The sequence below is a fragment of the Hydrogenophaga aromaticivorans genome (assembly GCF_013387465.1).
Taxonomy (GTDB): Bacteria; Pseudomonadota; Gammaproteobacteria; order Burkholderiales; family Burkholderiaceae_C; genus Hydrogenophaga; species Hydrogenophaga aromaticivorans.
In genome coordinates this window covers 881,356-905,686 of the sequence record NZ_VYGV01000006.1, presented here as the reverse complement: position 1 = coordinate 905,686, position 24,331 = coordinate 881,356, and the positions used below count along the sequence as shown (strand labels likewise).

Sequence of the window (24,331 nt, the reverse complement as noted above, 5' to 3'; positions counted from 1 at the left end):
ACATGGCAAACAACGAAAAAGTCGAAGGCCACGGACGGATCGAGACCAACAACTTCCTCATGATCGTGTTGATCACGCTCGTGGTGGCCGTGGGTGGTCTGGTCGAAATTGTTCCTCTGTTCTTCCAGAAGTCCACCACCACGCCGATCGAAGGCCTGAAGCCTTACAGCGCACTGCAACTGGCGGGTCGTGACGTCTATGTGAGTGAAGGTTGCTACAACTGCCACTCGCAGATGATCCGTCCGTTTCAGGCTGAAACGCTGCGTTATGGCCCTTACTCGGTGGCTGGCGAATTTGTCTACGATCGTCCGTTCCAGTGGGGTTCCAAGCGCACCGGTCCTGACCTTCACCGCGTGGGGGGGCGCTACAGCGATGAGTGGCACCGTACTCACTTGACCAACCCACGTGATGTGGTGCCCGAATCGAACATGCCGGCGTACGCATTCCTGGGTGGGAAGGCCGTGAACGCGGACGTTATGCCCAAGCGCATGGAAGTGCTGCGCACGCTGGGCGCTCCCTATACCGACGAAGAGATCGCACAGTCGGTCGAGGCGGTGAAGGGCAAGACCCAGATGGACGCTGTCATCGCATACTTGCAGGTGCTGGGCACCGCTCGCAGCGCCAGCCGCCCAGCTGCCATGGTCGCTCCAGCAGCTGCTACCGCCGATGCGGTTCCAGCTGCTGCCGAAGTAGCTCCCGCGACCGAGGCGGCTGCACCTGCAGCGCCAGCCGATCCGGCTGCTGCACCGGCTCCCGCCGCGGCGACTGGTACCAACCAATAAACAAGGAGGTCCCGCCATGGACATCAACGATCTCCGCAGCGCCGTCACGGTGGTCAGCCTGCTGACCTTCGTGGGCATCGTGGTCTGGGCATGGTCCAAACGCAACCAAGCCGGTTTTGACGAGGCAGCGCAACTGCCCTTCACTGACGACTAAACCGCGGCACCAACAAGAGAAACATCATGAGCGACTTTACAAGTGATTTCTGGCACCTCTACGTGGGTGGACTGACGCTGGTCAGCATCCTCGCCTGCCTGATCCTGCTCTGGATCAGCGGCACCACGAAAGCGAACACCCATGCAGACAACACCACCGGGCATGTCTGGGACGGCGACCTGGCGGAAATGAACAACCCGTTGCCCAAGTGGTGGGTGTACCTGTTCGTCATCACGGTCCTCTTCGCGCTGGCTTACGGTGCGTTGTATCCCATGTTCGGCAAATTCCAGGGTGTGCTCGGCTGGACTTCACGGGGTCAGCACACCGCTGAAGTTGCCAAGGTGGAGGCCGCAATTGCCCCCATTTACGCCAAATTCAGCGGGATGACGCCCGAGCAGATGGCCGGTGACTCCGAAGCCATGGCGATCGGTGAGCGCCTGTTCATGAATTACTGTGCCCAGTGCCATGGTTCTGATGCCCGTGGTGCCAAAGGCTTCCCCAACCTGACGGACAAGGACTGGCTGGGCGGAGGCGATCATGCGACCATCAAGACAACCATCACGCAGGGCCGCATCGGTGTCATGCCTCCGATGGCAGCTGCGGTGGGTAGCGCTGAAGACGTGCGCAACGTGGCGAACTATGTGCTGAGCCTGTCTGGCAGCCCTCACGACTCCGTGCGGGCCACTCAAGGTAAAGAGAAGTTCGCTGCTTGTGCGGCATGCCATGGCATGGACGGCAAGGGCATGGCTGCGGTGGGTGCAGCCAACCTGACCGACGGTATCTGGCTTCACGGCTGGGGCGAAGAAGCCATCGTGCGCGCTGTGAACAACGGGTTCAACAACCAGATGCCTGGTCAGTCGGCCTTGCTGAACGAAGCTCAGATCAATGTGCTGGCCTCCTATGTCTGGGGCATGTCCAACAAAGCGGCCAATTGAGCGTTTAAAGAGAGTCGCAGCGGTCGATTCGACCGCTGCGACTCTTTTCCATTTTCCTACTTCGGGTTTTTCGTGAGTTCCGCCAAGCCAGCCACCAGCGCCAATCCGACCACCACCATTCCCATCGTCCCGGAGCCTCCACCCAAAGGGGTTCCTGCCGACGATGAGGTCATGGTTTCACTCTACGCCTCGCGCAAGAAGATATACCCACGATCTGTCTCGGGTCTGTTTTCTCAGTGGCGCTGGATCACGGTCTGGATCACCCAGATCGTTTTTTACGGTTTGCCCTGGCTCGAGTGGAATGCTCGACAGGCGGTGCTCTTCGATCTTGAGGCGCGCCGCTTTTACATTTTTGGCCTGGTGTTGTATCCGCAGGACTTCATCTACCTGACGGGTCTTCTGGTCATTGCCGCTCTGGCATTGTTTCTGTTCACGGCTGTCGCCGGACGTTTGTGGTGTGGTTATGCCTGCCCGCAGACGGTCTACACAGAAATTTTTCTCTGGATCGAGAAAAAAGTCGAGGGCGATCGCTCGGCTCGCATGCGCCTGGATGATTCGGCGTTTTCAGCCGGCAAGTTCGGCAAGAAGTGGTCGAAGCACGTGCTCTGGATACTGTTCTCGTTGTGGACCGGTTTTACCTTTGTCGGCTACTTCACGCCGATTCGGGAGCTGGCGGCGGTCTCGCTGGCTGCATCGCTGGGCCCGTGGCAGACCTTCTGGATCTTCTTCTACGGTTTTGCCACTTATGGCAACGCAGGCTTCATGCGTGAACAGGTCTGCAAGTACATGTGCCCTTACGCACGTTTCCAGAGTGCGATGTTCGACAAGGACACGATGATCGTGACCTACGACGAAAAGCGCGGGGAGCCGCGAGGCCCTCGCTCGAAGAAAGCGGACCCCAAGGCGCTGGGTCTGGGGTCCTGTGTGGACTGCACGTTGTGTGTTCAGGTTTGTCCGACGGGTATCGATATCCGCAATGGCCTTCAGTACGAGTGCATCGGTTGCGGTGCCTGTATCGATGTGTGCGACGAAGTGATGGACAAGGTTGGCTATCCGCGTGGACTGGTCAAGTACTCGACCCAGAACGGCATCGCGCAAGGCTGGAATACCCAGCAGATGATCCGTCGGGCCATGCGCCCACGGGTGCTGGTTTATACGGGCATTCTGCTGGCGATCACGTTCGCTGTCATGATCAGCCTGTTTCTTCGAAAACCGCTCAAGGTGGACGTGATCCGGGACCGCGGCGCGCTGGCTCGCATGGTTGAACAAGGCCGCATCGAAAATGTCTTCCGTTTGCAGGTGATGAATGCGACCGAGAGCACGCAACGTTATGTGATCAGCGTTTCTGGGCTGCCTGGTATCACCATTGCGTCGGAATCGGAGATTGAGGTCTTGCCGACGGAAGTGCGATCTGCGGTCATCCGGGTGCAGGTTCCCCCGGGTGCAGCAGACACCGGGTCGCACCCGATCCATTTCGAAATCAAGGCTGCCGAGGATGATGGTGTATCTGTCACAGAAAAGGCTGCCTTCCTGGTGCCACGTTGAGCACCGCTTTTCAGCAGTCAACCAGACTCAGAGATATCTATGAACACCACAACACTCAAAACGCCTTCCAGTGAACACCAGCCCACTCCCTGGTGGCGCGTTCCCCACATGTGGCTGGTGGTGGGTGGGCCACTGGTGGTGGTGGTAGCAGCCATCATCACGGCCGTCATAGCCGTGGAGGGCGCTGACCCTGTTCTGAACAAAGTCGACTTTGAGCGGGACCTGAAGGCGGCCCAGTCGTTGGATGGACAAGCGCGGGCCGAGGCACTGATCAAACTTCAACCGGCCCACCAGGCACGTAACCACGCCGCTTCTCCTGTCGTCCCGCCCTCGAAGGAGTAGCGAGATCTGTGTAGTCCTGAGGCTGAGATGGCGCCTTTGCACCGGTTTTGATGCGTGGAATCGATCACAACAGCACCCGAGGAGAAACAGGAATGACCGCTCAAAGATGGATGTGGATAGCGTGGCCAGCCTTTCTGGTCGCTGCGGTGCTGGAGATGATCGTTTTCGCCATGATCGATCCCAGCGATCTCCACTGGTTTGGCTCGCCGTTGGAGTTGTCTCGCCCAGCGGTCTATACCTTGGCGTTTTTCACTTTCTGGCTGGTAGCCATGGTGTCAAGCGCACTCACCACCCTGTTGTCCATGTCGCCATTTGAAGTCAACCGGTGTCCGGTCCCGCAGGATCAGCGGCCCCAGGATTGCGCCAAGAACGGATCTTGCGGCTGAACGCCCCTGCGGCCACTTCAAGAAAAAAGCCCCAGCGAGCTGTCATTCGCTGGGGCTTTTGTCTTGAGTGAACTGGGTTCAGGGGCAGGTCGGCGGGTTCACGATCAACCGGAGGCCCTCGGTGTTCTTGATGTGGACGTAACGCTGTTTGACTTCAATGATGCCTTCTTCCACGAACTTGGAAAAAGTGCGACTCACCGTCTCCAGCTTCATGCCGAGATAGCTGCCAATTTCTTCTCGGGTCATCCTGAGAATCAGTTCGGACTGGGAAAAGCCGCGGGCGTGCAGGCGCTGCACAAGGTTCAGCAGGAAGGCCGCGAGGCGTTCTTCCGCGCGCATGCTGCCCAGCAGCAACATGACGCTGTGGTCGCGCACGATTTCGCGGCTCATGATCTTGTGCACATGGTGCTGCAGAGTGGTGAACTCTCTGGAGAGTTCCTCGACCTGATCAAACGGCATCACACAGACTTCTGCGTCTTCCAGTGCGATGGCATCGCAGGAATGGCGGTCACTCACGATGCCATCCAGGCCGATGATTTCTCCAGTCATCTGGAAGCCGGTCACTTGATCCCGGCCATCGGCCGTGGTGACGCAGGTCTTGAAGAACCCGGAACGCACGGCGTACAGCGAGGTGAATCTGTCGCCCGTATTGAAAAGTGCCGACCCGCGCTTGATGCGTCGCCGGGCTGAGATGACGTTGTCGAGCTTGTCCATCTCGTCGGGGTTGAGACCCATGGGCAGACACAATTCCCGCAGGTTGCAACTTGAACAGGCGACTTTGATGCTTTGTGCGTCCATAAATTATCCGGAAATCGGTGGTGAGCTTAACGCATAGCTGGGACTTGTGTCGAGGAAATGCCTGTATGCCACGCCCCTCACCGGAGCGAAAATTTGCGAATGCGCGCACGATTGATCAAGATCAAGGGAGGACTTGCGAGCGTGGTGCACATTCAGGGTTCAGCATTGGAGAACAGTCTGTGAGTCACGCCATTTCCGATGAATTGCTCAAGCGATTCGATGTTCCCGGTCCGCGGTACACCTCGTACCCGACGGCTGACCGCTTTGTCGAAGCCTTTACCGAGGGCGACTATATACAAGCGCTGGAGCAGCGCAGGGCCGGCTCGCTGGCACTGCCGCTCAGCATCTACGTTCACATTCCGTTCTGCGAGTCGGTCTGTTATTACTGCGCCTGCAACAAGGTCATCACCAAGCACCACGAACGGGCGGCTGAATACCTGCGGTACCTGTCGCGTGAAGTGGAGTTGCAGGTCCAGCATTTTGGCAAGGGGCACAGCGTGTCCCAGCTGCATCTGGGTGGTGGCACACCCACCTTTTTGTCCGATCCAGAGCTTGAGGATCTCATGACGATGATCCGGCGCAACTTCACGTTGGTGCCGGGCGGAGAGTATTCGATCGAGGTGGACCCCCGGACCGTGACCGACCAGCGGCTTCAGACGCTGGCGAGACTGGGCTTCAACCGCCTCAGCTTTGGTGTCCAGGATTTCGACCCCGCTGTTCAGAAGGCGGTGCATCGCGTGCAACCTGCCGATCAGGTGTTCGCGCTGGTGGAAACCGCCCGCAAGATCGGTTTTGAGTCGGTCAACGTGGACCTGATCTACGGTCTGCCGCTGCAGACGCCCGAGTCGTTCGCGCGCACGCTCGCTCAGGTGAACCAGTTGCGTCCCGACCGCATTGCGCTGTATGCCTACGCGCACCTTCCCTCCCGCTTCAAGCCGCAGCGTCGCATCATTTCGGCAGAGCTGCCCAGCCCTGGCGACAAGTTGTCCATGTTGTCTGCATCGCTGGATGCCATGAGCGATGCCGGGTATGTGTATGTGGGCATGGACCATTTCGCCTTGCCGACAGATGCGCTCGCCGTGGCCAAGCGTCAGGGCCGCCTGCACCGCAACTTCCAGGGCTACAGCACGCAGCCCGACTGCGATCTGATCGCCCTGGGGGTTTCCGCCATCGGTCGCATCGGAGCCACCTACAGCCAGAATGCCAAGACGCTGGAGGATTATTACGATGCCCTGGATCAGGGCAAGCTGCCCATCGTGCGGGGTCTGGTGCTCACGCGGGATGACCTGCTGCGCCGCGCCGTCATCATGTCCATCATGTGCCAAGGACAGCTGCAGTACGAATCGATCGAACTGGGTCACCTGATCGACTTCAAGAGCTACTTCGCGCGTGAGCTCGAAGTGCTGGCCGGACTGGCCGAACACGGCTTGGTCACCCTGGATGACAGCGGTGTTCAGGTCACGCCGACCGGTTGGTACCTGGTCCGAGCCATTGCCATGGTGTTTGATAAAAATCTGCAGGTTGATCGGGACCGGGCGCGGTTTTCAAAGATCATTTGAACGGTCAGCTTTTGGACCCGTGGCGGGTCTTTGCCCACGTGGGGTGTCCACGAGCGGGTGCGGTTGGGACCAATACCCACTACCCATGGGGGCGGGTTAGAACTTGCCTTCGCCACCTATCACCCACGCGCTGCTAAAGTTCCTTCATGCAAACTTCCATGGCGATCACGGCCCTGTTCATGGGCATCGTGGGTGGACCCCACTGTGTTGCCATGTGCGGCGCAGCCTGTGCCGGTATCAGCCGCGCGGCAGGCGAGCGCAGCACGCGGGCGCTGTGGACGTTCCAGTTCAGTCGCATGCTGGGGTATTCGCTGTTCGGCGCTTTTGCGGCGGGTTCCGTCCAGGGGCTTGCGGTGCTGGGGACCAACACCATAGCGATTCGGCCGGTCTGGACCATGTTCCACGCCGCGGCATTTCTCTTGGGCCTGGCACTGATCTGGCAGGCGCGCCAACCTGCCTGGATTGACAGCCTGGGCCAATCGTTGTGGCGCAAGGCGCGGCCGGTGCTGACCCGCTTGGGGCCGCGTGCCCCCATTGTGTTGGGGGTCGGCTGGGCGTTCATGCCGTGCGGGTTGCTGTATTCCGCCTTGCTGGTCGCGTCGCTCTCTGCGAACGTGTTCGAAGGGGCCGCCATCATGGCTCTTTTTTCTTTGGGCACGTCTATTTCCCTGACGGCCGCACCCTGGTTGTTGCTGCGCCTGCGGGGCGGTCAGTCGGGCGCCTGGGCCATCCGGTTGGCCGGCTTGGCACTGGCGCTGACGTCGGGCTGGGCACTCTGGATGGGGCTGACCAACCCCACGGGCCTGTTTTGCCTGTGATCGCCGGCTGAACAGTTCAACCCTTGGCCGATTGGCGAGCGGGCAGGGTGGCCAGTATCAGTCCCAGGAGCGCGATACCGAACGCCAGCATCTGCATGGGCGTCAACCGTTCGCCCATGAACAGCACGCCAACGGCCGCAGCGCTCACCGGAAGCATGACAGTGAAAACACCCGCACGCGAGGCTGGAACAATCTTCAGTCCGGTCATCCACAGCCAGACGGTCCATACGCTGGCCGCCAATGCATAGAAAAACAGCAGAGCCCAGATGTCACCACTGACCACGGCGAAGTCGAAGTGCCAAGCGGTCCACAAGCCAAACGGCGTGACCAGCGCAAAACCCCAGAGGTTGATGATGGCCGAGATCCGTTTGGGCCCAAGGCCTTCGGTCAGCTTTTTGCCGATCACGACGTAGGACGCTTCGCACACGACCGCGGCGAACACGAGCAGGTTGCCCCACACGGCGTAGCCTAGGCCCATGAAGGAGGATTCGGGCGTAGCGGTGATGCCGGCATCGGGCTTTTGCAGCGAGAACAAGCCGATGCCGAGCGCGGCACACGCGATGGCGGCGCTGGTCCGGCGTCCGATGCGTTCCTTCAGGAAGAGCCAGCTCAATATCGCCACCACCGCCGGGATGGACGACATCACCAGACCGGCCGCCACGGCCGTGGTCAAGCTGACGCCGAACAGCATGCAGATTGAAAACAGGAAGTTGCCGAGAAAAGATTCCAGGAACAGCAGGTGGCGAGTGCGCGGAGAGATGACGGCTTCGTCCGCTGGCTTGCGCAGCCATCGCCACATGGCGAGCCCCCCGATCCCGAACCGCAGCCAGGCCAGCAGAAAAACCGGGAACACCAGTACCAGCGGTTTGGACAGAGCCACATAGCTGCCGACCAGTGACATGCTCAAAGCCAGGCTGCCATATGCCCACCAACGCCTGACGGCGGGACTTGCTGTGATGGAGTCGTGCATGGGCGCCGATCATGCCCGAAGGCGGCTTTCATGCCTTTGCGCACCCACTCTGCGCAGGTTGGGGGCACTGAAAACGTGCTTTTTCGGTTGTTGAGAACGCACGCGGTTCGTGCTGCGGTTACTGTTCCGGGATGAGAGAGCGTCATTCCTCAATGTGAAATCGCAATGTTTTGCGTTGCACAAAAATTTCTCAATACAAGAAAAAGTTTTCCGCATTGAGGAATTTTATAAAAATATAGTTGATTTTAAAGGAATAATTTTTTGTCTTCTATAAGACATAAGAGCTTTCAAAACTCTTCTATAAGACTTAAAGTTCATACATCGGCATCGGGCTCGCATGGTGACCACGCCGACCCCTTTTCATCAACCTCACGGAGAGTCTTCAAATGCCCCAATCCCTCAACGAGCAACTGAGCCGCCAACAGCAGATTGACGCCCTGGAAAAAGACTGGGCCTCCAACCCGCGCTGGAAGGGCGTGAAGCGCGGCTACTCCGCCGCTGACGTCGTGCGTCTGCGCGGCAGCATGCAAATCGAACACACGCTGGCCAAACGCGGCGCCGAGAAGCTGTGGGACAAGGTCAACGGCGGCGCCAAGAAGGGTTACGTCAATGCCTTTGGCGCCATCACCGCAGGCCAAGCCATGCAGCAGGCCAAGGCCGGCCTGGAAGCCGTGTACCTGTCGGGCTGGCAGGTTGCCGCCGACGGCAACACCAGCGAAACCATGTACCCCGACCAGTCGCTGTACGCCTACGACTCGGTGCCGACCATGGTCCGCCGCATCAACAACACCTTCAAGCGCGCCGACGAAATCCAGTGGGGCCGTGGCATCGAGCCAGGCTCCAGCGAATTCGTGGACTATTTCCTGCCCATCGTGGCCGATGCTGAAGCCGGTTTCGGTGGCGTGCTCAACGCCTTCGAACTGATGAAGAACATGATCGCCGCCGGTGCCGCTGGCGTTCACTTCGAAGACCAGCTGGCCGCTGTGAAGAAGTGCGGCCACATGGGTGGCAAGGTGCTGGTGCCCACGCAGGAAGCCTGCGAAAAGCTGATCGCCGCTCGTTTCGCCGCCGACGTGATGGGTGTCTCTACCATCGTGCTGGCCCGTACCGATGCCGAAGCCGCCAACCTGATCACCAGCGACCACGACGCCAACGACAAGCCGTTCCTGACCGGCGAGCGCACGCAAGAGGGCTTCTACCGCGTCAAGAACGGTCTCGAACAAGCCATCAGCCGTGGCGTAGCCTACGCGCCCTACGCCGATCTGGTGTGGTGCGAGACCGGCGTGCCTGACATCGGCTTCGCTCGTGAATTCGCGCAAGCCGTGCAAGCCGCCTGCCCCGGCAAGCTGCTGTCGTACAACTGCTCGCCTTCCTTCAACTGGAAGAAAAACCTGGACGACAAGCAGATCGCTTCCTTCCAGGAAGACCTGGCCGCGCTGGGCTACCGCTACCAGTTCATCACGCTGGCCGGCATCCACATCAACTGGTTCAACACCTTCCAGTTCGCCCACGCTTACGCCCGCGGCGAAGGCATGAAGCACTACACCGAAATGGTGCAGGAGCAGGAGTTCGCCGCGCGTGATAAGGGCTACACCTTCGTGTCGCACCAGCAGGAAGTGGGCGCGGGTTACTTCGACGACGTGACCACCGTGATCCAGGGCGGTTCTTCCAGCGTGAAGGCCCTTACCGGCTCGACCGAAGAAGAGCAGTTCCACTGAGATCCAGCGGGCGCGCGTCGCCCTGCCCATAGAGACCGAATGGAATGGCCCGGCGCGCTTAGGCGTGACCGGGCCATGTTCTTGCTGTCGCCAATTTCATACACGCTGCGGGTATGTCGAACGATAGACTAGATGCATTTGTCGCCTGGCTGTATTTGTGCAAGAAATGTATGGGCCATGCGTGGTAGAACAGCTTTGTCGAGGAACAAGGAGAACTTCAAGTGCAAATCAACTGGAAACTGCTGTCTATATTGGTCGTTGCGTCGGTGGTGGCGGCCTGCGGAGGCGGGGGGAGTGACTCAACACCGCGAGGGGCTATTGCGGTCAACCCATCGACTGGGGTGGGCGCTATTTCAGTAAACTACTCGTCACAGCCAGAGGCCAACAGCGATGCTGTTTTTGAATGTGGTGGCGCGTCTGTCTGTACCGTGGTGCGGGAGTTCTCCGGATACGGTGAATGCGGATCGCTGGCGCGAGGCACCAATGGGGTCTGGGGGGTCGGCAGTGCGGGTTCCAAGGAAGAGGCGGACAACCGCGCAACGGCTTCCTGTGCTGGCAAGGGAGGTTCTGCTTGTCTCATTCAGCTGACGCTGGGGACACAGTGCAACTGACCGAGGCCTGTGTGATGAGTTTGGTGCGTGGCTGACTGCTAAAATGTAATGTTGATGTTCTCAAGAAATCGAAAGGCGAAACGGTTATGACACCGCGAACTACCGAGAGGTTTTCTCTGGCCTTCTGAGGCCTGCAGTTCGCGCCTGCCCGATTCCTTCTTTCTCACATCCAGCGCGGCCCATGCCGCGCTTTTTTGTTTCTGGACTTCCCCATGCTTCACATCACACTTCCCGACGGTTCCCAGCGCGAGTTTCCCGGTCCGGTCACTGTGGCCGAGGTGGCTGCTTCGATTGGCTCCGGTCTGGCCAAGGCCGCGTTAGCGGGCAAGATCGGCGACAAGGTCGTGGATACCAGTTTCCAGATCACGGCTGACAGCCCACTGTCCATCGTCACCGCCAAGGATGCCGAGGGTCTGGAGGTGATTCGGCACTCCACTGCCCACTTGCTGGCCTATGCCGTGAAGGAGCTGTTTCCCGATGCGCAGGTGACCATCGGCCCGGTGATCGAGCACGGTTTCTTTTACGACTTTTCGTACAAGCGCCCGTTCACGCCGGACGATCTGGTGGCCATCGAGAAAAAAATGACCGAGCTGGCCAACAAGGACGAGCCGGTGGTGCGCCGCGTGCTGCAGCGCGACGAGGCTGTGGCCTATTTCAAGAGTCTGGGGGAGCACTACAAGGCCGAGATCATCGCCAGCATCCCGAGCAATGAGGATGTGTCGCTGTATCGCGAAGGAAAGTTTGAAGACCTTTGCCGTGGACCGCACGTGCCGAGCACGGGCAAGCTCAAGCACTTCAAACTCATGAAAGTGGCGGGTGCCTACTGGCGCGGCGACCATCGCAACGAGATGCTGCAGCGCATCTACGGCACCGCCTGGGCCACCAAAGACGAACTCCAACAGCACCTGACAATGCTGGAGGAGGCTGAAAAGCGCGACCACCGCAAATTAGGCCGTGAGCTGGACCTTTTTCACATCGACGAGCATTCGCCCGGCACTGTGTTCTGGCACCCCAAGGGCTGGACGGTGTGGCAAGGTGTCGAGCAGTACATGCGGCAGGTCTACCGTGACAACGGCTACCAGGAAGTCAAGGGTCCGCAGATCCTGGACAAAGGCTTGTGGGAAAAAACCGGCCACTGGGATAAGTACCGCGACAACATGTTCACCACCGAGTCGGAAAAACGTGAATACGCGCTCAAGCCGATGAATTGCCCCGGTCACATTCTGATTTTCAAGCAGGGCATCAAGAGCTATCGTGATCTGCCGTTGCGTTATGGGGAGTTCGGACAGTGCCACCGCAACGAGCCTACCGGTGGCCTGCACGGCATCATGCGTGTGCGCGCGTTCACGCAGGACGATGGTCACATCTTTTGCACCGAAGACATGATCCTGGGCGAATGCGTGGCCTACACCGCTCTGCTGCAGAAGGTGTACGCCGACTTTGGTTTCAAGAACATCATCTACAAGATCGCCACCCGGCCCGATGCGCGCATCGGCAGCGATGAAAGCTGGGACAAGGCCGAGCACGCCTTGATGGAGAGCTTGCGCGCCTCCGGGTGCGAGTTTGAGATCTCCCCGGGCGAGGGCGCTTTCTATGGTCCCAAGATCGAATACACGCTGAAGGATGCTATCGGGCGCCAGTGGCAGTGCGGCACGATCCAGGTGGACTTCTCCATGCCCGATCGGCTGGATGCCGAGTACGTGGGTGAGGACGGCGCGCGCCATCGCCCGGTCATGCTGCACCGTGCCATCGTCGGCAGCCTGGAGCGATTCATCGGGATTCTGATCGAGGAACACGCGGGTGCATTGCCCGTCTGGCTTGCGCCAGTGCAGGTATCGGTGCTCAATATCACCGATTCACAGGCCGATTATTGTCGTGAAATCACGAAAACTCTGCAGAATCAAGGGCTTAGAGTCGAGACCGATCTGCGCAATGAAAAAATAACGTATAAAATACGGGAGCACGCGTTGCAGAAGCGGCCTTACATCCTTGTCGTGGGCGACAAAGAGAAGGCCGCCGGCGCCGTGGCTGTTCGGGCGCGAGGTAACAAAGACCTCGGGGTCATGCCGCTGGAAGACTTTTCCAGACTGATTGCGGCAGACGTTTCATCCAAAGTTTGAAGTCAAACATCCGGTTGATGCCCCTCGCTGCGGTGCTCAGGACTCGTGCATTGAGGGTGACGAAGGTTGCCCACCTGTCTGAACAGCCCACATCAAGGAATACACCATAGCTACCAATTTTCGCGACCGCCGCCAACGTGAAGAGCGTGCACACAGACTGAACCGTGAAATCATGGCTCCCGAGGTTCGCCTCAATGGACCAGAGAACGAACCGCTGGGTATCGTCAGTCTGATGGAAGCGTTGCGCATGGCAGGTGAGCTGGATGTGGATCTGGTCGAGATTGCCGCCACCGCAGTGCCTCCGGTCTGTCGCCTGATGGACTACGGCAAGTTCAAGTACCAGGAGCAGAAGAAGGCAGCGGAAGCGAAGGCCAAGCAGACGGTCATTGAAATCAAGGAAATCAAGTTCCGCCCGGGCACCGACGAGGGTGACTACAACATCAAGATGCGCAACATCCGGCGCTTTCTTGACGATGGCGATAAATGCAAGATCACGCTGCGTTTTCGTGGCCGCGAGATCACGCACCAGGACTTGGGTTTGGCGTTGTTGAACCGCATTCGCGATGAGCTGGCCGATTCGATCATCGTGGAGCAATTTCCCAAGCTGGAAGGGCGCCAGATGATCATGATGATCGCACCTGGTCGCAAGAAGGCCGGTGGCAGCGGCCCGAAGGCGTCTGAAGCGGCAGCGCAAAGCGCTGAGCAGCCGGCAACCTGAAGATTTCAGGGCCAAACAGAATTGGACGGGCAGGGTAGTCTCCTGCCAGTCCGAGGCTCCGGCCGAAAGGTCGGGTGCCAAAGAAGGGCTGTAAAGCCTTTCATAAAAGTGGCTCGGGGCCAACAAGTCCGCGGAAGGTTCGCGGCGCCTCACGAGCACAAATGAAAAAGGAGCATGAAGATGCCCAAAATGAAGACCAAGAGCAGCGCGAAGAAGCGATTCCGCGTTCGTCCCGGTGGCACCGTCAAGCGCGGTCAAGCCTTCAAACGTCACATCCTGACCAAGAAGTCCACCAAGACCAAGCGCCACCTGCGTGGAGCAGTGACTGTCCATGAGACCAATATGGGTCACATGGCGCAGATGCTGCCCGGCATGGGTATTTGATCAACGACGAACAAGGAGTCACACATGCCTCGCGTCAAACGTGGTGTAACGGCACGCGCCCGTCACAAAAAAGTTCTCGCCCTTGCCAAAGGTTTCCGCGGTCGCCGCGGTAATGTCTTCCGCATCGCCAAACAGGCGGTGATGAAGGCCGGTCAGTACGCCTACCGTGACCGCCGCACCAAGAAGCGCGTTTTCCGTCAGCTGTGGATCGCGCGTATCAACGCCGGTGCACGTGCTTGCGGCCTGACGTACAGCCAGTTCGCCAACGGCCTGAAGAAGGCCCAGATCGAGATCGACCGCAAGGTCCTGGCCGATCTGGCCGTGAACGACGTTGCTGCTTTCAACAGCATCGTGGAGCAAGTCAAAGCCAAGCTGGCCGCTTGATTCACGGCGGAGAGCGTCGTTGCCCGCAAGGGTGATGGCGGTTTCCCGTCGCTCAAAGGGGTTGAGGCTTGAGGGATTCCCTCGCTGCTCTCAGCCCCTTTTTTCATTTCTCTGCACAAGACACACATGAACGAGTTGGACGCACTGGTTGACAGCGCCCGCGCTGGCTTCGCGCAAGCAGCTACCCCGGCCGATCTGGAAAATGCCAAAGCCCAGTATCTGGGCAAATCGGGCCGCATCACCGAGCTGATGAAGGGCATGGCGGCGCTCCCGGTCGAGGAGAAAAAGACCCGTGGAGCCGCGATCAACGTGGCCAAGCAGGCCATCGAAGCTGCCCTCAATGCGAGGCGCCAGGCGCTGGCCGATGCAGAGCTCGAAACCCAGCTCAAGGCGGAGGCGCTCGACGTGAGTCTGCCAGGCCGACAGCGTGGGCAGGGTGGTTTACATCCTGTGAGCCTGACGCTGGAGCGCATCGAAGCGATCTTCAGCTCACAGGGCTTTGAGGTGGCCGATGGCCCCGAGATCGAATCCGACTGGTTCAACTTCACCGCGCTGAACACGCCCGAAGACCACCCGGCGCGTTCCATGCACGACACCTTCTACGTGGAAGGCGGTAGTGCGAAGGCGCCGAACCTGCTGCGCACCCACACCAGCCCGATGCAGATCCGCCACGCGGTGCAGCATGTCAAGCGCCACCGTGCCGCACTGGACGCGGGTCTGCCCATGCCTGAAATCCGCGTCATCGCGCCGGGTCGCACCTACCGGGTGGACAGCGATGCGACGCACTCTCCCATGTTCCACCAGTGCGAGGGCCTGTGGATCGGTGAGAACGTGAGCTTCAAGGACCTCAAGGTCGTGTTCACCGATTTCTGCCGCACCTTTTTTGAGTCCGACGATCTGGTGCTGCGTTTCCGCCCCAGTTTTTTCCCGTTCACCGAGCCCAGTGCCGAAATCGACATCCAGTTCCAGAGTGGCCCATTGGCCGGACGCTGGCTGGAGGTGGCAGGTTCAGGCGAGGTGCATCCGAACGTGGTGCGCAACATGGGGTTGGACCCCGAGCGCTACATCGGCTTTGCCTTCGGCATGGGTCCGGACCGCTTGACCATGCTGCGCTACGGCGTGAACGATCTGCGCCTCTTTTTCGATGGCGATATCCGCTTCCTCTCGCAGTTCCGCTGACCTCTTCGGTACGACACGATGCAATTTCCCGAATCCTGGCTGCGCGCCTTTTGCAACCCATCCCTGACCAGTCAGCAACTGGCCGATACCCTGACCATGGCCGGTCTGGAAGTCGAAGAGCTGCGCCCCTTTGCTCCCGCCTTCACCGGTGTGGTGGTGGGCCAGATACTGAGCGCCGAGCAACACCCGAACGCCGATCGCCTGCGCGTGTGCCAGGTGGACGTGGGGCAGGGCGCTCCGCTCAACATCGTCTGCGGAGCGCCGAATGCGCGTGCCGGCATCAAAATCCCGTGTGCCACCGTCGGCGCGCTGCTGCCGCCGGGTGAGGACGGCAAGCCATTCGCCATCAAGCTGGGCAAGCTTCGCGGTGTCGAGAGCGAGGGCATGCTGTGCTCGGCCAAGGAACTGCAGATTTCGGAAGAGAGCAACGGCCTGCTGGAGCTGGGTGAAAATGCCGTTATCGGCCGCAACATCCGCGAGCAGCTGGGACTGGACGACATGCTGTTCACGCTCAAGCTCACGCCCAACCTGGCGCACTGCCTGAGCGTGTTCGGTATCGCGCGCGAGGTGTCGGCTCTGACGGGGGCGCCGCTTCTGTTGCCCGAGTTCTCCAAGGTCGCGGTGCAGGTGCAGGATCAGCTGCCGGTGAGCGTCCAGGCGCCCGACCTGTGCGGTCGTTTCAGCGGTCGCATCGTGCGCGGCGTGAACACCACAGCGCAGACGCCAGCCTGGATGGTCGAGCGCCTGGCGCGCTGCGGCCAGCGCAGCATTTCACCGCTGGTGGACATCTCCAACTACGTGATGTTCGAGCTGGGCCGCCCCTCGCACATCTTCGACCTCGACAAGATCCACGGCGGCCTGCAGGTGCGCTGGGGCCATGAAGGCGAACAGCTCAAGCTGCTCAACGGCAACACCATCACGGTGGATGCCGAAGTCGGCGTGATCGCCGACGACCAGCAGGTCGAGTCGCTGGCCGGCATCATGGGTGGCGACGCCACGGCGGTGTCCGACGACACGCAGAACATCTTCATCGAAGCCGCTTTCTGGTGGCCCAAGGCCATCGCTGGCCGCTCGCGCCGCTACAACTTCAGCACCGATGCGGGCCACCGCTTCGAACGTGGTGTGGACCCGTCAACGACCGCTGAACACGTCGAGCGCATCACGCAACTGGTGCTGGACATCTGCGGTGGTCAGGCCGGCCCGCTGGATGACCAGACGCTGGCGCTGCCCGAGGGCAAGCCGGTTACGCTGCGCGTGGCCCGTGCGGCCAAGGTCATCGGCATGCCGGTCACGCAAGCGCAATGCGCGGGTGCCTTGCGCCGCTTGGGCCTGGACGTGACCGAAGGCGAGGGCACCGTGACCGTGGCGCCGCCGGCCTTCCGCTTCGATCTGCAGATCGAGGAAGACCTGATCGAAGAAGTGGCTCGCGTGATCGGCTACGAGCAACTGCCCACGAATCCGCCGCTGGCGCCCATCACCGCCAAGCTGCGCACCGAGGCCAAGCGTGGCCCGTTCGCGGTGCGCCGGCAACTGGCGCAACTCGGCTACCAGGAAACCATCAATTTCAGTTTTGTGGAAGAGCGCTGGGAACACGAGTTGGCTGGCAATACCGACCCGATCAAGCTGCTGAACCCGATCGCTAGCCAGATGAGCGTGATGCGCTCCTCGCTGCTCGGCAGCCTGATCGCTGTGCTCAAGTTCAACCTGGATCGCAAGGCCCAGCGCGTGCGCCTGTTCGAGCTGGGTCGTGTGTTCCGCAAAGACGCTGCGGTGAAGGACAGCGACACCACCGTGGCTGGCTTTGACCAGCCCATGCGGGCCGCTGGTCTGTGCTACGGCCCAGTCGATGCGCTGCAGTGGGGCCGTGCCGATCGCGCGGTCGACTTTTTCGACGTCAAAGGCGATGTGCAGTCCCTGTTGGCGCCGATGCAGGCGAGCTTCCGGCCGAGCGAACATCCAGCAATGCACCCCGGTCGTTGTGCGAGTGTGTGGCTGGGTGATCGTTGCATCGGCCACGTGGGCGAGCTGCACCCCAAATGGCGCCAAGCCTACGATCTGGCTCTGGCGCCCGTGATGTTTGAGCTGGAGCTGGATGCCGTACTGCAACGCGATGTGCCGGTGTTCCAGGCCGTGAGCCGCCACCAACCCGTGGATCGCGATCTGGCCATTGTGGTCAAGGAGTCGGTCACCCACGCGGCCGTGATGGATGCGGTTCATGCAGGCGGGGGTGAGCTGCTCCGCCAAGCGGTGCTGTTCGACGTGTACCGGCCGAAGAAGCTGGGTGACGCGCCTGCGGGTGGCCTGGCCGCTGATGAAAAGAGTCTGGCCGTGCGCCTGACCCTGAACCGGGACGACGCTACACTGACCGACGAAGAGATCGATGGCGCGGTCAAAGGCGCACTCGAAGCACTCGCCCAGCGTGTGGCTGCCCGGCTGCGTGCTTGAGCAAACAAAAACCAGGATGGAGCATCAACACATGGAACTTGCTGTCGAAAGCCTGGAGACCCCAGCGCTGACCAAAGCGCAGTTGGCCGAATTGCTGTTTGACCAGATCGGACTGAACAAGCGTGAATCCAAGGACATGATCGACGCCTTTTTCGACCTGGTCACGGACAGCTTGGTCGAAGGGACCGATGTGAAAATTTCCGGCTTCGGCAACTTTCAGATCCGCACCAAGGCACCGCGACCCGGCCGCAACCCGCGCACTGGCGAACCGGTCGCCATCGAAGCGCGTCGCGTTGTCACATTTCACGCTAGCCCGAAGCTCAAGGAGCAGGTGCAAACAGCGGTGATCGGCAACTGATCCCGCGATGTGACCAAAGCCCGGGGCTTGGGCCGCCGGGCTTTTTTACGTCGGAAGTGCTCACCTGTTCAAGGTGGTGAACCCTCTCGCAGTGGCATTTGCAACAGTTTGTACGGAAATTTTGTTGCGCTTAACCTTGTCAGCCTGTGTTAGAGTAAATTTCAAGGTTCGGTCTCTACCGCCTTGATTTTCATGGAAAAAACGCTGCCTCCCATCCCCGCCAAGCGCTACTTCACCATCGGTGAAGTGGGCGAGCTTTGCGGTGTGAAGCCGCATGTGCTGCGGTATTGGGAGCAGGAGTTTACCCAGCTGCGCCCGATGAAGCGACGTGGTAATCGGCGTTACTACCAGCACCATGAAGTCCTGATGATCCGTCGCATACGCGAGCTGTTGTACGACCAGGGGTTCACCATCAGTGGCGCGCGCAACAAACTGCAGGAGCTCGTGCAGGCCGAACGGGACCAGCGTCGTCATGAAGACAGTGAAGTGATCGAAGTGATTGACTTTGAGGTTGCGGCACCGCTGGTGGTTGGGGAGGCTGACCAAGTATTGACCAAGTCGGTGAGCCATAGCTCAGGTGCTGAATGGGTGGGGGTGCGACGCGAACTGCTGGAAATTCGCGAGCTTCTGAGTGTTCAGGACTGAATCGTCCAAATAGCCGGCTATAATGCAAGGCTTGTCGGCGTGTAGCGCAGCCTGGTAGCGCACTTGCATGGGGTGCAAGGGGTCGCGAGTTCGAATCCCGCCACGCCGACCATTTATCGAGATAAAGCCCGTTAGGAGCATATACCTAACGGGCTTTTTCTTTGGAAAATCAACGGCTTACCCTGCAGCGGGGTACAGGGGCTGACATTGACAGCCAGCATGGTAGCGGGGAACATACCGGGGAACGAAACCCGGTTTTTCTCAAAACCGGGGAACAGACCCCGAACCGCCGGGCAACAACCAACCGGGGAACCCCATGCTGACCGATGCCCAGTGCCGAAATGCAACATGTCCAGAGGGCAAGAAGCGCGAACGGCTGACCGATGCTGGCGGCCTTTACCTTGAGGTGAGCCCTCAAGGATCCAAGCGGTGGTTCTGGAAAACCTACAAGGACGGCAAGGAGGGGCGGATGGCTTTGGGGAGCTATCCAGCGGTCACCCTGACGTCGGCGCGCAAGGCGCGGGACGCTGCAAAGCTCAAGAAGGCAGACGGCTTCGATCCGGTGCAGGCGCGCAAGATTGACAGGCTCAAACGGGCCATGAGCGAGGGCGAAACCTTCGAGCATGTGGCGCGGGAGTGGTACGGCAAAAAATCACCGTTATGGAGCGGGCACCATCAAGTACGCGAACTGCGCAACCTGGAAAAAGACTTGTTACCTTGGGTGGGTAAGCGGCGCATTGGGGATATTGAGCCGGCGGAACTGTTGCAGACGCTGCGGCGTGTGGAAGCGCGGGGATCGTTTGACGTGGCTCACCGTGTGTTGACCACGGCGAGGGCTGTGTTCGCCTACGCGGTGGCCACCGGACAGGCGGGCCGCAACATCGCCATGGACTTGAAGGGCGCACTGACGCCACACAAGGGCCGACACTTCGCGGCGATCACCGACCCTGTGAAGGTGGGCGAACTGATCCGGGCGATCCGGATTTACAAGGGTGGGCTGATCGTGCGGGCCGCGCTGCAACTAGCACCGATGCTGTTTCAGCGACCGACCGAGCTGCGCGCGGCGGAATGGTCCGAGTTCGACCTGGACGCGGCTCTGTGGACGATCCAAGCCAAGCGCATGAAACGCACCTATCAAGGCAAGGAACATGGCGATCCCCATTTGGTGCCCCTTCCCACCCAGGCGGTGGCCATCTTGCGCGAACTGCACTACCTGACTGGCGATGGTGTGCTGTTGTTCCCCGGTGAGAAATCCCGATCTATCCCGATCAGCGACAACACTCTTCGCGCGGCGCTTCAGACGCTGGGCTATGGGTCCGATGTACAGACCGTTCACGGCTTTAGAGCCACGGCGCGGACCCTGTTGGATGAAGTGTTGGAGTTTGACCCGCTGGTGATTGAAGCACAGTTGGCCCACTCGGTGAAGGATGCCAACGGACGGGCCTACAACCGCACCACCTACCTGAAACAACGCGCGGACATGCTGCAGCGGTGGGCGGACTATCTGGACAAGCTGGCAGCGGGCGCGGGCGCGGGCGCGGGCGCGGGTGCGGGTGCAGACTTGATACTGCTACACCGAGCGGCTTGAGACGTTCTTAAGCCGTGGCCCAAAGGGGTGGGTATTGGCCATGGGTCGTTGTGTAAATGGCGGTTCTGAATGTTGAGGTTCTTAGGTCGTTTGGCGAAAGATGGCCCCATAGACGGCTACGTCGACAACTGCAACATCGTATGTATTGAGCGATTCCGTTGTTTCTGCGCAAAAATACCCAATAAGTCATTGATTCAATGGAGTTTTTATCCCGAGTATTTTTTGAAATGCAATTTCACGACAGTCTGTTAAGTCATTGATTTAATTGAAAATGTCACCCGTTTTCTGGTCGTTTTCACATAACAGTACTGCGAAAAACTTGCATCATTGCTCCATCTGTGGCAACGGCGTAAATCGCCAAACAAGGATGGGCAGCGATGGCAATTTGGCGAATCGAACGATGTAAGGATGAAGCTGGGTATCGTTCCCACGCGAGCATTTACGGGCTGATCCGAGTCGGCCTTTGGACACAGCCGGTCAAGATTGGGGAACGCTCAAGCGGTTGGCCTAGCGACGAAGTGCAGGCGATCAACGCGGCGCGCATAGCAGGCCAGACGGATGAACAAATCCGCGAACTGGTGAAGCAACTTCACGCCAGGCGTGCGGCAAAGCTGGCGGTGTTGATGGCGGATTAAGGGGTGGACATGACGATCAACAACACCTCAAAAAAAATGCCCACCGAGGACGGCAATCCCACGGCAGGCAACACGATCAACAAACCAAATTTTCCCACCAGCGAGCGCAACTACAAAGCGTTTTCAACACTGCGCGCGGCCGATGCGTTGAAGGGCCACACCCTGCACCACCCAGACCCGACAGACGGGCCTGTAACGTATTGGGCGGAACGCTGGGGGCTGGTCGCTACCTGCCCTCCATCGACTCGGCGCGGCGGTTTCTGGAACAGATCGGGGGACGGCTGTGATCGTCATGCAAGGTCCCACTGAAGAGTTTCAGGCGGCAATCCTGGCCGCTAGCCTGACCCCACCCGATGAAATCGTGGCCGATGGTCGCTTGCATCGCTTCAGCACGAACGGCAAAGCCAAGGACGATTCGGGTTGGTACACGCTGCACCTGGACGGTACACCTGCCGGGGCTTTTGGATGCTGGCGCAGCGGTTTGCAATCGAGTTGGTGCGCGAAAGCCGATAACGCCATGACCCCTGCCGAGCGTGAAGCCCATCGGCAGCGCATCAAGGCCATGCAGGCACAGCGTGAGGCCGAACAGGCGCGGCGACAGCAACAGGCCAGCGAGGCGGCGGCGCTGATCTGGAAACAGGCGATCCCGGCGACAGAGCACGTCTACCTGACTCGCAAAGGCATTAAGCCCCACGGCATCAAGTGTGACGGTCATCATCTGGTGATCCCGATGCGCGACACATTGGGCAAGCTGCACAGCCTTCAAACTATCGCACCAGACGGCAGCAAGCGGTTTCAACCTGGCGGAAGGGTGAAGGGCTGTTATCACGCTGTTGGCAAGCCTGACGGCGTGCTGATCGTATGCGAGGGTTACGCGACCGGTGTCAGCATCCACGAGGTCACCGGGCACGCGGTGGCAGTTGCCTTTAACGCTGGCAACCTGCGGGCTGTGACGGAGGCACTACGGGCCAAACACCCGGCGCTGAAGATTATTCTTGCCGCCGATGATGATGTGGGCACCCCTGGCAATCCGGGCCTGACCAAAGCAACCGAGGCTGCCCGGGCCCAAGGTGGGTACCTGACAAAACCTGATTTCGGCAGCGACCGACCAGACGGCGCGACCGACTTCAATGATCTACACCAGATGGTCGGGCCTGACGCGGTGCGCACATGCATAGATGCAGCGATGCCGGTCGAGTCCGTGCAGATGTTCCCTGAGTTCCCCGACTCGACTGCGATGGCACCCTGGCCTGATCCGGTGCCACTGCCCGATGCCTTGCCGGCGGTGCCAGCGTTTGATGACGAACTGTTGCCCAAGGCGCTGCGCGGCTGGGTGGCGGATATTGCCCATCGGATGCAATGCCCCCCGGACTTCACGGCGGTGGGCGCTGTGGTGGCGCTTTCAAGCCTGATCGGTGCGCGCGCTGTGGTGGCTCCCAAGGCTCGGGACGACTGGCGCGTGGTGCCGAATCTTTGGGGCTTGATCGTGGGTAGGCCCGGTGTGATGAAGTCCCCAGCCTTGTCCGAAGTGCTGAAGCCCCTGCATCGGCTGGAAGCGACCGAGCGCGAACAGTGGCAGGCTGCACATGAAGCGTGGCAACTCGATTGCATGGTGGCGGACATGGCCGCTGAAGCCAACGCGAAACAGGCCCGAGGTTTGGCCGCCAAGGAGCCGGCCAAGGCGCGGGCACTGTTGGCGCCGGGTGACACCCCAGTCGAGCCTCTGGCGCGGCGCTACGTGGTCAACGATGCCACGGTGGAAAAGCTGGGGGAACTGTTGACGGTGAATCAGTGGGGCGTGCTGGTGTACCGCGATGAAATCCACGGCCTGCTGTGCAGCATGGACCGGCAGGGGCAGGAGGGCGCACGCGGTTTCTACCTGACCGGCTATGACGGCAACCAAGGCCACGCGGTGGACCGCATCGGGCGCGGGGAGTCCTACATCCCCCGAGTCTGTTTGGCCATGCTGGGCGGTATCCAGCCGGGCAAGCTGCAGAGCTATGTGCGTGAGGCAGTGGCCGGCGGAGCGGGTGACGATGGTCTGTTGCAACGCTTTGGGTTGGCCGTGTGGCCAGATGTGAGCCGCGAGTTTGTGTATGTGGATCGGTGGCCTGATACCCCAGCGAAACAGGCGGCATGGGCCGTTTTCGATCGGTTGGGCCAACTGCGCCCGGCCAGCGACACCGCCCCCCAGGAATGGCGCTTCACTCCTGGGGCCCAAGCCTTGTTTGAGGAATGGCTGGTCCCATTTGAAAACGAAATCAGAGGCGAGGACCTGCACCCGGCGCTGGTGTCTCATCTGAGCAAGTACCGCAAGCTGATTCCGGCTCTGGCCCTGATCTTTGCCCTGGTGGACACTCCGGATAGCGGCGGGGCGATCCATCCGACAGAACTGATCCGGGCTGTGGCCTGGGGCGAGTACCTGCGCAGCCACGCAGAACGCATCTACGCGGCGGCAGTGATACCGGAAACCGCCGGTGCCAAACAACTGCTGGACAAGATCAGGGCGGGCAAGCTGTGCGACGGCGACGGCGTGATCCTGGAGGCATTCACGCCGCGGCTGGTGGCAGTGAAGCACTGGGCGGGGCTGGGCACTCCCGATGCGGTGCGCAAGGCCGCTGACTTGCTGGCGGACTACGGATGGCTGGCGCGTGAGTCGGTCCCGGCTGGGCCCTCTGGTGGCCGTCCCACCGAGCGCTACCAGATCCATCCTGCACTGCTGAAAGGAGGCCGCTCATGAGCTGGCTGGCACGACTTAAAAGGCAAACAGCTCTGGACCAGGACGCTACAAAACCTACACAACCCCCAGAGGCGGACCACGAGGCAGGTTTCGTTGGTTTCGTAGCGTGCCCTCCGGTGCCAATTCAGAAAATCAAAGCCCTCAAGGCTGCAGCGAACGACGCCGCTGCCGAAACTCTGGCGGCGGACACCGACCGCTACTGCTGGCCACACAGCGACGCCATGAACGGGCAGGAAATCGACACCTTCACGGCGCGGCTTGCCCAGTTCACCGACAAAGGCCTGAGCCTGGACGACGCCGAGCGCTCGGCCGACAAGCTGGTGATTCGCGACCGTGAATCAGACGACCGGCGACTTTGCTTGGAATGTGCCCACCTGCAAGGCCGTGGCCGCTGGCGCTGTGGCAACTGGGGTGTGGCCGACGTTGCGCGAGACGGGTTGGCCCCCGATCTGGTGAAGATTTTGCAGCGATGCAGCGGATACCCACCTGCCACGAACAATGCAGCTTAAGGAGCCCC

24 protein-coding genes, 1 tRNA gene and 1 pseudogene are annotated in these 24,331 nt (G+C 60.2%); 24 read left to right on the top strand and 2 right to left on the bottom strand.

What is annotated here, in order from left to right:
* Nucleotides 1-2 precede the first annotated feature (2 nt).
* From ccoO to F3K02_RS08585, 6 genes and pseudogenes are all read left to right on the top strand, one after another.
* Nucleotides 3-614: pseudogene (gene ccoO / locus F3K02_RS08610) on the top strand (cytochrome-c oxidase, cbb3-type subunit II); the annotation flags it as partial.
* 184 nt (nucleotides 615-798) lie between these two features.
* Nucleotides 799-936: a cbb3-type cytochrome oxidase subunit 3 gene (locus tag F3K02_RS08605; RefSeq protein ID WP_177135115.1), complete on the top strand. Its 138-nt coding sequence runs from the start codon at nucleotides 799-801 to the stop codon at nucleotides 934-936.
* Between the two features lie 26 nt (nucleotides 937-962).
* The gene (ccoP, locus tag F3K02_RS08600; RefSeq protein WP_177135113.1) at nucleotides 963-1,871 is read left to right on the top strand and encodes a cytochrome-c oxidase, cbb3-type subunit III; all 909 of its coding nucleotides are present in this window, start codon (nucleotides 963-965) and stop codon (nucleotides 1,869-1,871) included.
* 171 nt (nucleotides 1,872-2,042) lie between these two features.
* Nucleotides 2,043-3,416 carry a cytochrome c oxidase accessory protein CcoG gene (gene ccoG, locus F3K02_RS08595; RefSeq protein WP_177135436.1) on the top strand — a complete coding sequence of 458 codons (1,374 nt, stop codon included), beginning with the start codon at nucleotides 2,043-2,045 and terminating at the stop codon, nucleotides 3,414-3,416.
* 39 nt (nucleotides 3,417-3,455) lie between these two features.
* Complete coding sequence (locus F3K02_RS08590) at nucleotides 3,456-3,758, top strand: nitrogen fixation protein FixH (protein WP_177135111.1); 303 nt, start codon at nucleotides 3,456-3,458, stop codon at nucleotides 3,756-3,758.
* A gap of 92 nt (nucleotides 3,759-3,850) precedes the next feature.
* Complete coding sequence (locus tag F3K02_RS08585) at nucleotides 3,851-4,144, top strand: hypothetical protein (RefSeq protein WP_177135109.1); 294 nt, start codon at nucleotides 3,851-3,853, stop codon at nucleotides 4,142-4,144.
* A gap of 78 nt (nucleotides 4,145-4,222) precedes the next feature.
* Here the strand turns inward: F3K02_RS08585 and fnr are convergent, their stop codons facing one another.
* Complete coding sequence (fnr, locus tag F3K02_RS08580) at nucleotides 4,223-4,942, bottom strand: fumarate/nitrate reduction transcriptional regulator Fnr (protein WP_177135108.1); 720 nt, start codon at nucleotides 4,940-4,942, stop codon at nucleotides 4,223-4,225.
* Nucleotides 4,943-5,121: 179 nt separating this feature from the next.
* On the opposite strand from fnr, the gene hemN reads away from it, so the two are divergent.
* Nucleotides 5,122-6,501: an oxygen-independent coproporphyrinogen III oxidase gene (gene hemN, locus F3K02_RS08575; RefSeq protein ID WP_226467029.1), complete on the top strand. Its 1,380-nt coding sequence runs from the start codon at nucleotides 5,122-5,124 to the stop codon at nucleotides 6,499-6,501.
* 158 nt (nucleotides 6,502-6,659) lie between these two features.
* Nucleotides 6,660-7,319 carry a sulfite exporter TauE/SafE family protein gene (locus F3K02_RS08570; RefSeq protein WP_319005929.1) on the top strand — a complete coding sequence of 220 codons (660 nt, stop codon included), beginning with the start codon at nucleotides 6,660-6,662 and terminating at the stop codon, nucleotides 7,317-7,319.
* 16 nt (nucleotides 7,320-7,335) lie between these two features.
* On the opposite strand, the gene F3K02_RS08565 is transcribed toward F3K02_RS08570, so the two are convergent.
* Nucleotides 7,336-8,289 (bottom strand): DMT family transporter, encoded by a 954-nt coding sequence (locus F3K02_RS08565; protein ID WP_177135103.1) that lies wholly within the window; start codon nucleotides 8,287-8,289, stop codon nucleotides 7,336-7,338.
* Nucleotides 8,290-8,675: 386 nt separating this feature from the next.
* Here F3K02_RS08565 and aceA point away from each other — a divergent pair, with 386 nt between their 5' ends.
* The 16 genes from aceA (at nucleotide 8,676) to F3K02_RS08485 (ending at nucleotide 24,323) form a co-directional block, all read left to right on the top strand.
* Nucleotides 8,676-10,007: an isocitrate lyase gene (aceA, locus tag F3K02_RS08560; protein ID WP_177135101.1), complete on the top strand. Its 1,332-nt coding sequence runs from the start codon at nucleotides 8,676-8,678 to the stop codon at nucleotides 10,005-10,007.
* A 221-nt stretch (nucleotides 10,008-10,228) separates the two neighbouring features.
* Nucleotides 10,229-10,618 (top strand): DUF4189 domain-containing protein, encoded by a 390-nt coding sequence (locus tag F3K02_RS27965; protein ID WP_177135099.1) that lies wholly within the window; start codon nucleotides 10,229-10,231, stop codon nucleotides 10,616-10,618.
* A 212-nt stretch (nucleotides 10,619-10,830) separates the two neighbouring features.
* Entirely contained in the window at nucleotides 10,831-12,738 is a 1,908-nt protein-coding gene (gene thrS / locus F3K02_RS08550) for a threonine--tRNA ligase (protein ID WP_177135097.1), read from the top strand.
* Between the two features lie 106 nt (nucleotides 12,739-12,844).
* Nucleotides 12,845-13,456 (top strand): translation initiation factor IF-3, encoded by a 612-nt coding sequence (gene infC, locus F3K02_RS08545; RefSeq protein WP_343067054.1) that lies wholly within the window; start codon nucleotides 12,845-12,847, stop codon nucleotides 13,454-13,456.
* A 180-nt stretch (nucleotides 13,457-13,636) separates the two neighbouring features.
* Nucleotides 13,637-13,840 carry a 50S ribosomal protein L35 gene (gene rpmI, locus F3K02_RS08540; RefSeq protein ID WP_069048846.1) on the top strand — a complete coding sequence of 68 codons (204 nt, stop codon included), beginning with the start codon at nucleotides 13,637-13,639 and terminating at the stop codon, nucleotides 13,838-13,840.
* A 24-nt stretch (nucleotides 13,841-13,864) separates the two neighbouring features.
* On the top strand, nucleotides 13,865-14,224 hold the full coding sequence (gene rplT, locus F3K02_RS08535; protein WP_066151478.1) for a 50S ribosomal protein L20: 360 nt from the start codon (nucleotides 13,865-13,867) through the stop codon (nucleotides 14,222-14,224).
* A 126-nt stretch (nucleotides 14,225-14,350) separates the two neighbouring features.
* Nucleotides 14,351-15,403: a phenylalanine--tRNA ligase subunit alpha gene (gene pheS, locus F3K02_RS08530; protein ID WP_177135095.1), complete on the top strand. Its 1,053-nt coding sequence runs from the start codon at nucleotides 14,351-14,353 to the stop codon at nucleotides 15,401-15,403.
* An 18-nt stretch (nucleotides 15,404-15,421) separates the two neighbouring features.
* Nucleotides 15,422-17,848, top strand: coding sequence for a phenylalanine--tRNA ligase subunit beta (gene pheT, locus F3K02_RS08525; protein ID WP_177135093.1), 2,427 nt, complete (start codon nucleotides 15,422-15,424; stop codon nucleotides 17,846-17,848).
* Between the two features lie 31 nt (nucleotides 17,849-17,879).
* The gene (locus F3K02_RS08520; protein WP_177135091.1) at nucleotides 17,880-18,206 is read left to right on the top strand and encodes an integration host factor subunit alpha; all 327 of its coding nucleotides are present in this window, start codon (nucleotides 17,880-17,882) and stop codon (nucleotides 18,204-18,206) included.
* A 192-nt stretch (nucleotides 18,207-18,398) separates the two neighbouring features.
* Nucleotides 18,399-18,851 carry a MerR family transcriptional regulator gene (locus F3K02_RS08515; RefSeq protein WP_177135088.1) on the top strand — a complete coding sequence of 151 codons (453 nt, stop codon included), beginning with the start codon at nucleotides 18,399-18,401 and terminating at the stop codon, nucleotides 18,849-18,851.
* A gap of 35 nt (nucleotides 18,852-18,886) precedes the next feature.
* Nucleotides 18,887-18,963 (top strand) — tRNA-Pro (locus F3K02_RS08510).
* A gap of 204 nt (nucleotides 18,964-19,167) precedes the next feature.
* A complete protein-coding gene (locus F3K02_RS08505) occupies nucleotides 19,168-20,439 on the top strand; it encodes a tyrosine-type recombinase/integrase (RefSeq protein ID WP_177135086.1) in 1,272 nt (423 codons plus the stop codon).
* Between the two features lie 377 nt (nucleotides 20,440-20,816).
* Entirely contained in the window at nucleotides 20,817-21,074 is a 258-nt protein-coding gene (locus F3K02_RS08500) for a helix-turn-helix transcriptional regulator (RefSeq protein ID WP_177135084.1), read from the top strand.
* Between the two features lie 9 nt (nucleotides 21,075-21,083).
* Nucleotides 21,084-21,383, top strand: a complete 300-nt coding sequence (locus tag F3K02_RS08495; protein ID WP_177135082.1) for a hypothetical protein — start codon at nucleotides 21,084-21,086, stop codon at nucleotides 21,381-21,383.
* Complete coding sequence (locus F3K02_RS08490) at nucleotides 21,367-23,814, top strand: DUF3987 domain-containing protein (protein WP_218179377.1); 2,448 nt, start codon at nucleotides 21,367-21,369, stop codon at nucleotides 23,812-23,814. Before F3K02_RS08495 ends, F3K02_RS08490 begins: the two co-directional genes overlap by 17 nt.
* Nucleotides 23,811-24,323: a hypothetical protein gene (locus tag F3K02_RS08485; RefSeq protein ID WP_177135078.1), complete on the top strand. Its 513-nt coding sequence runs from the start codon at nucleotides 23,811-23,813 to the stop codon at nucleotides 24,321-24,323. The genes F3K02_RS08490 and F3K02_RS08485 overlap by 4 nt, the downstream gene beginning before the upstream one ends.
* Nucleotides 24,324-24,331 lie beyond the last annotated feature (8 nt).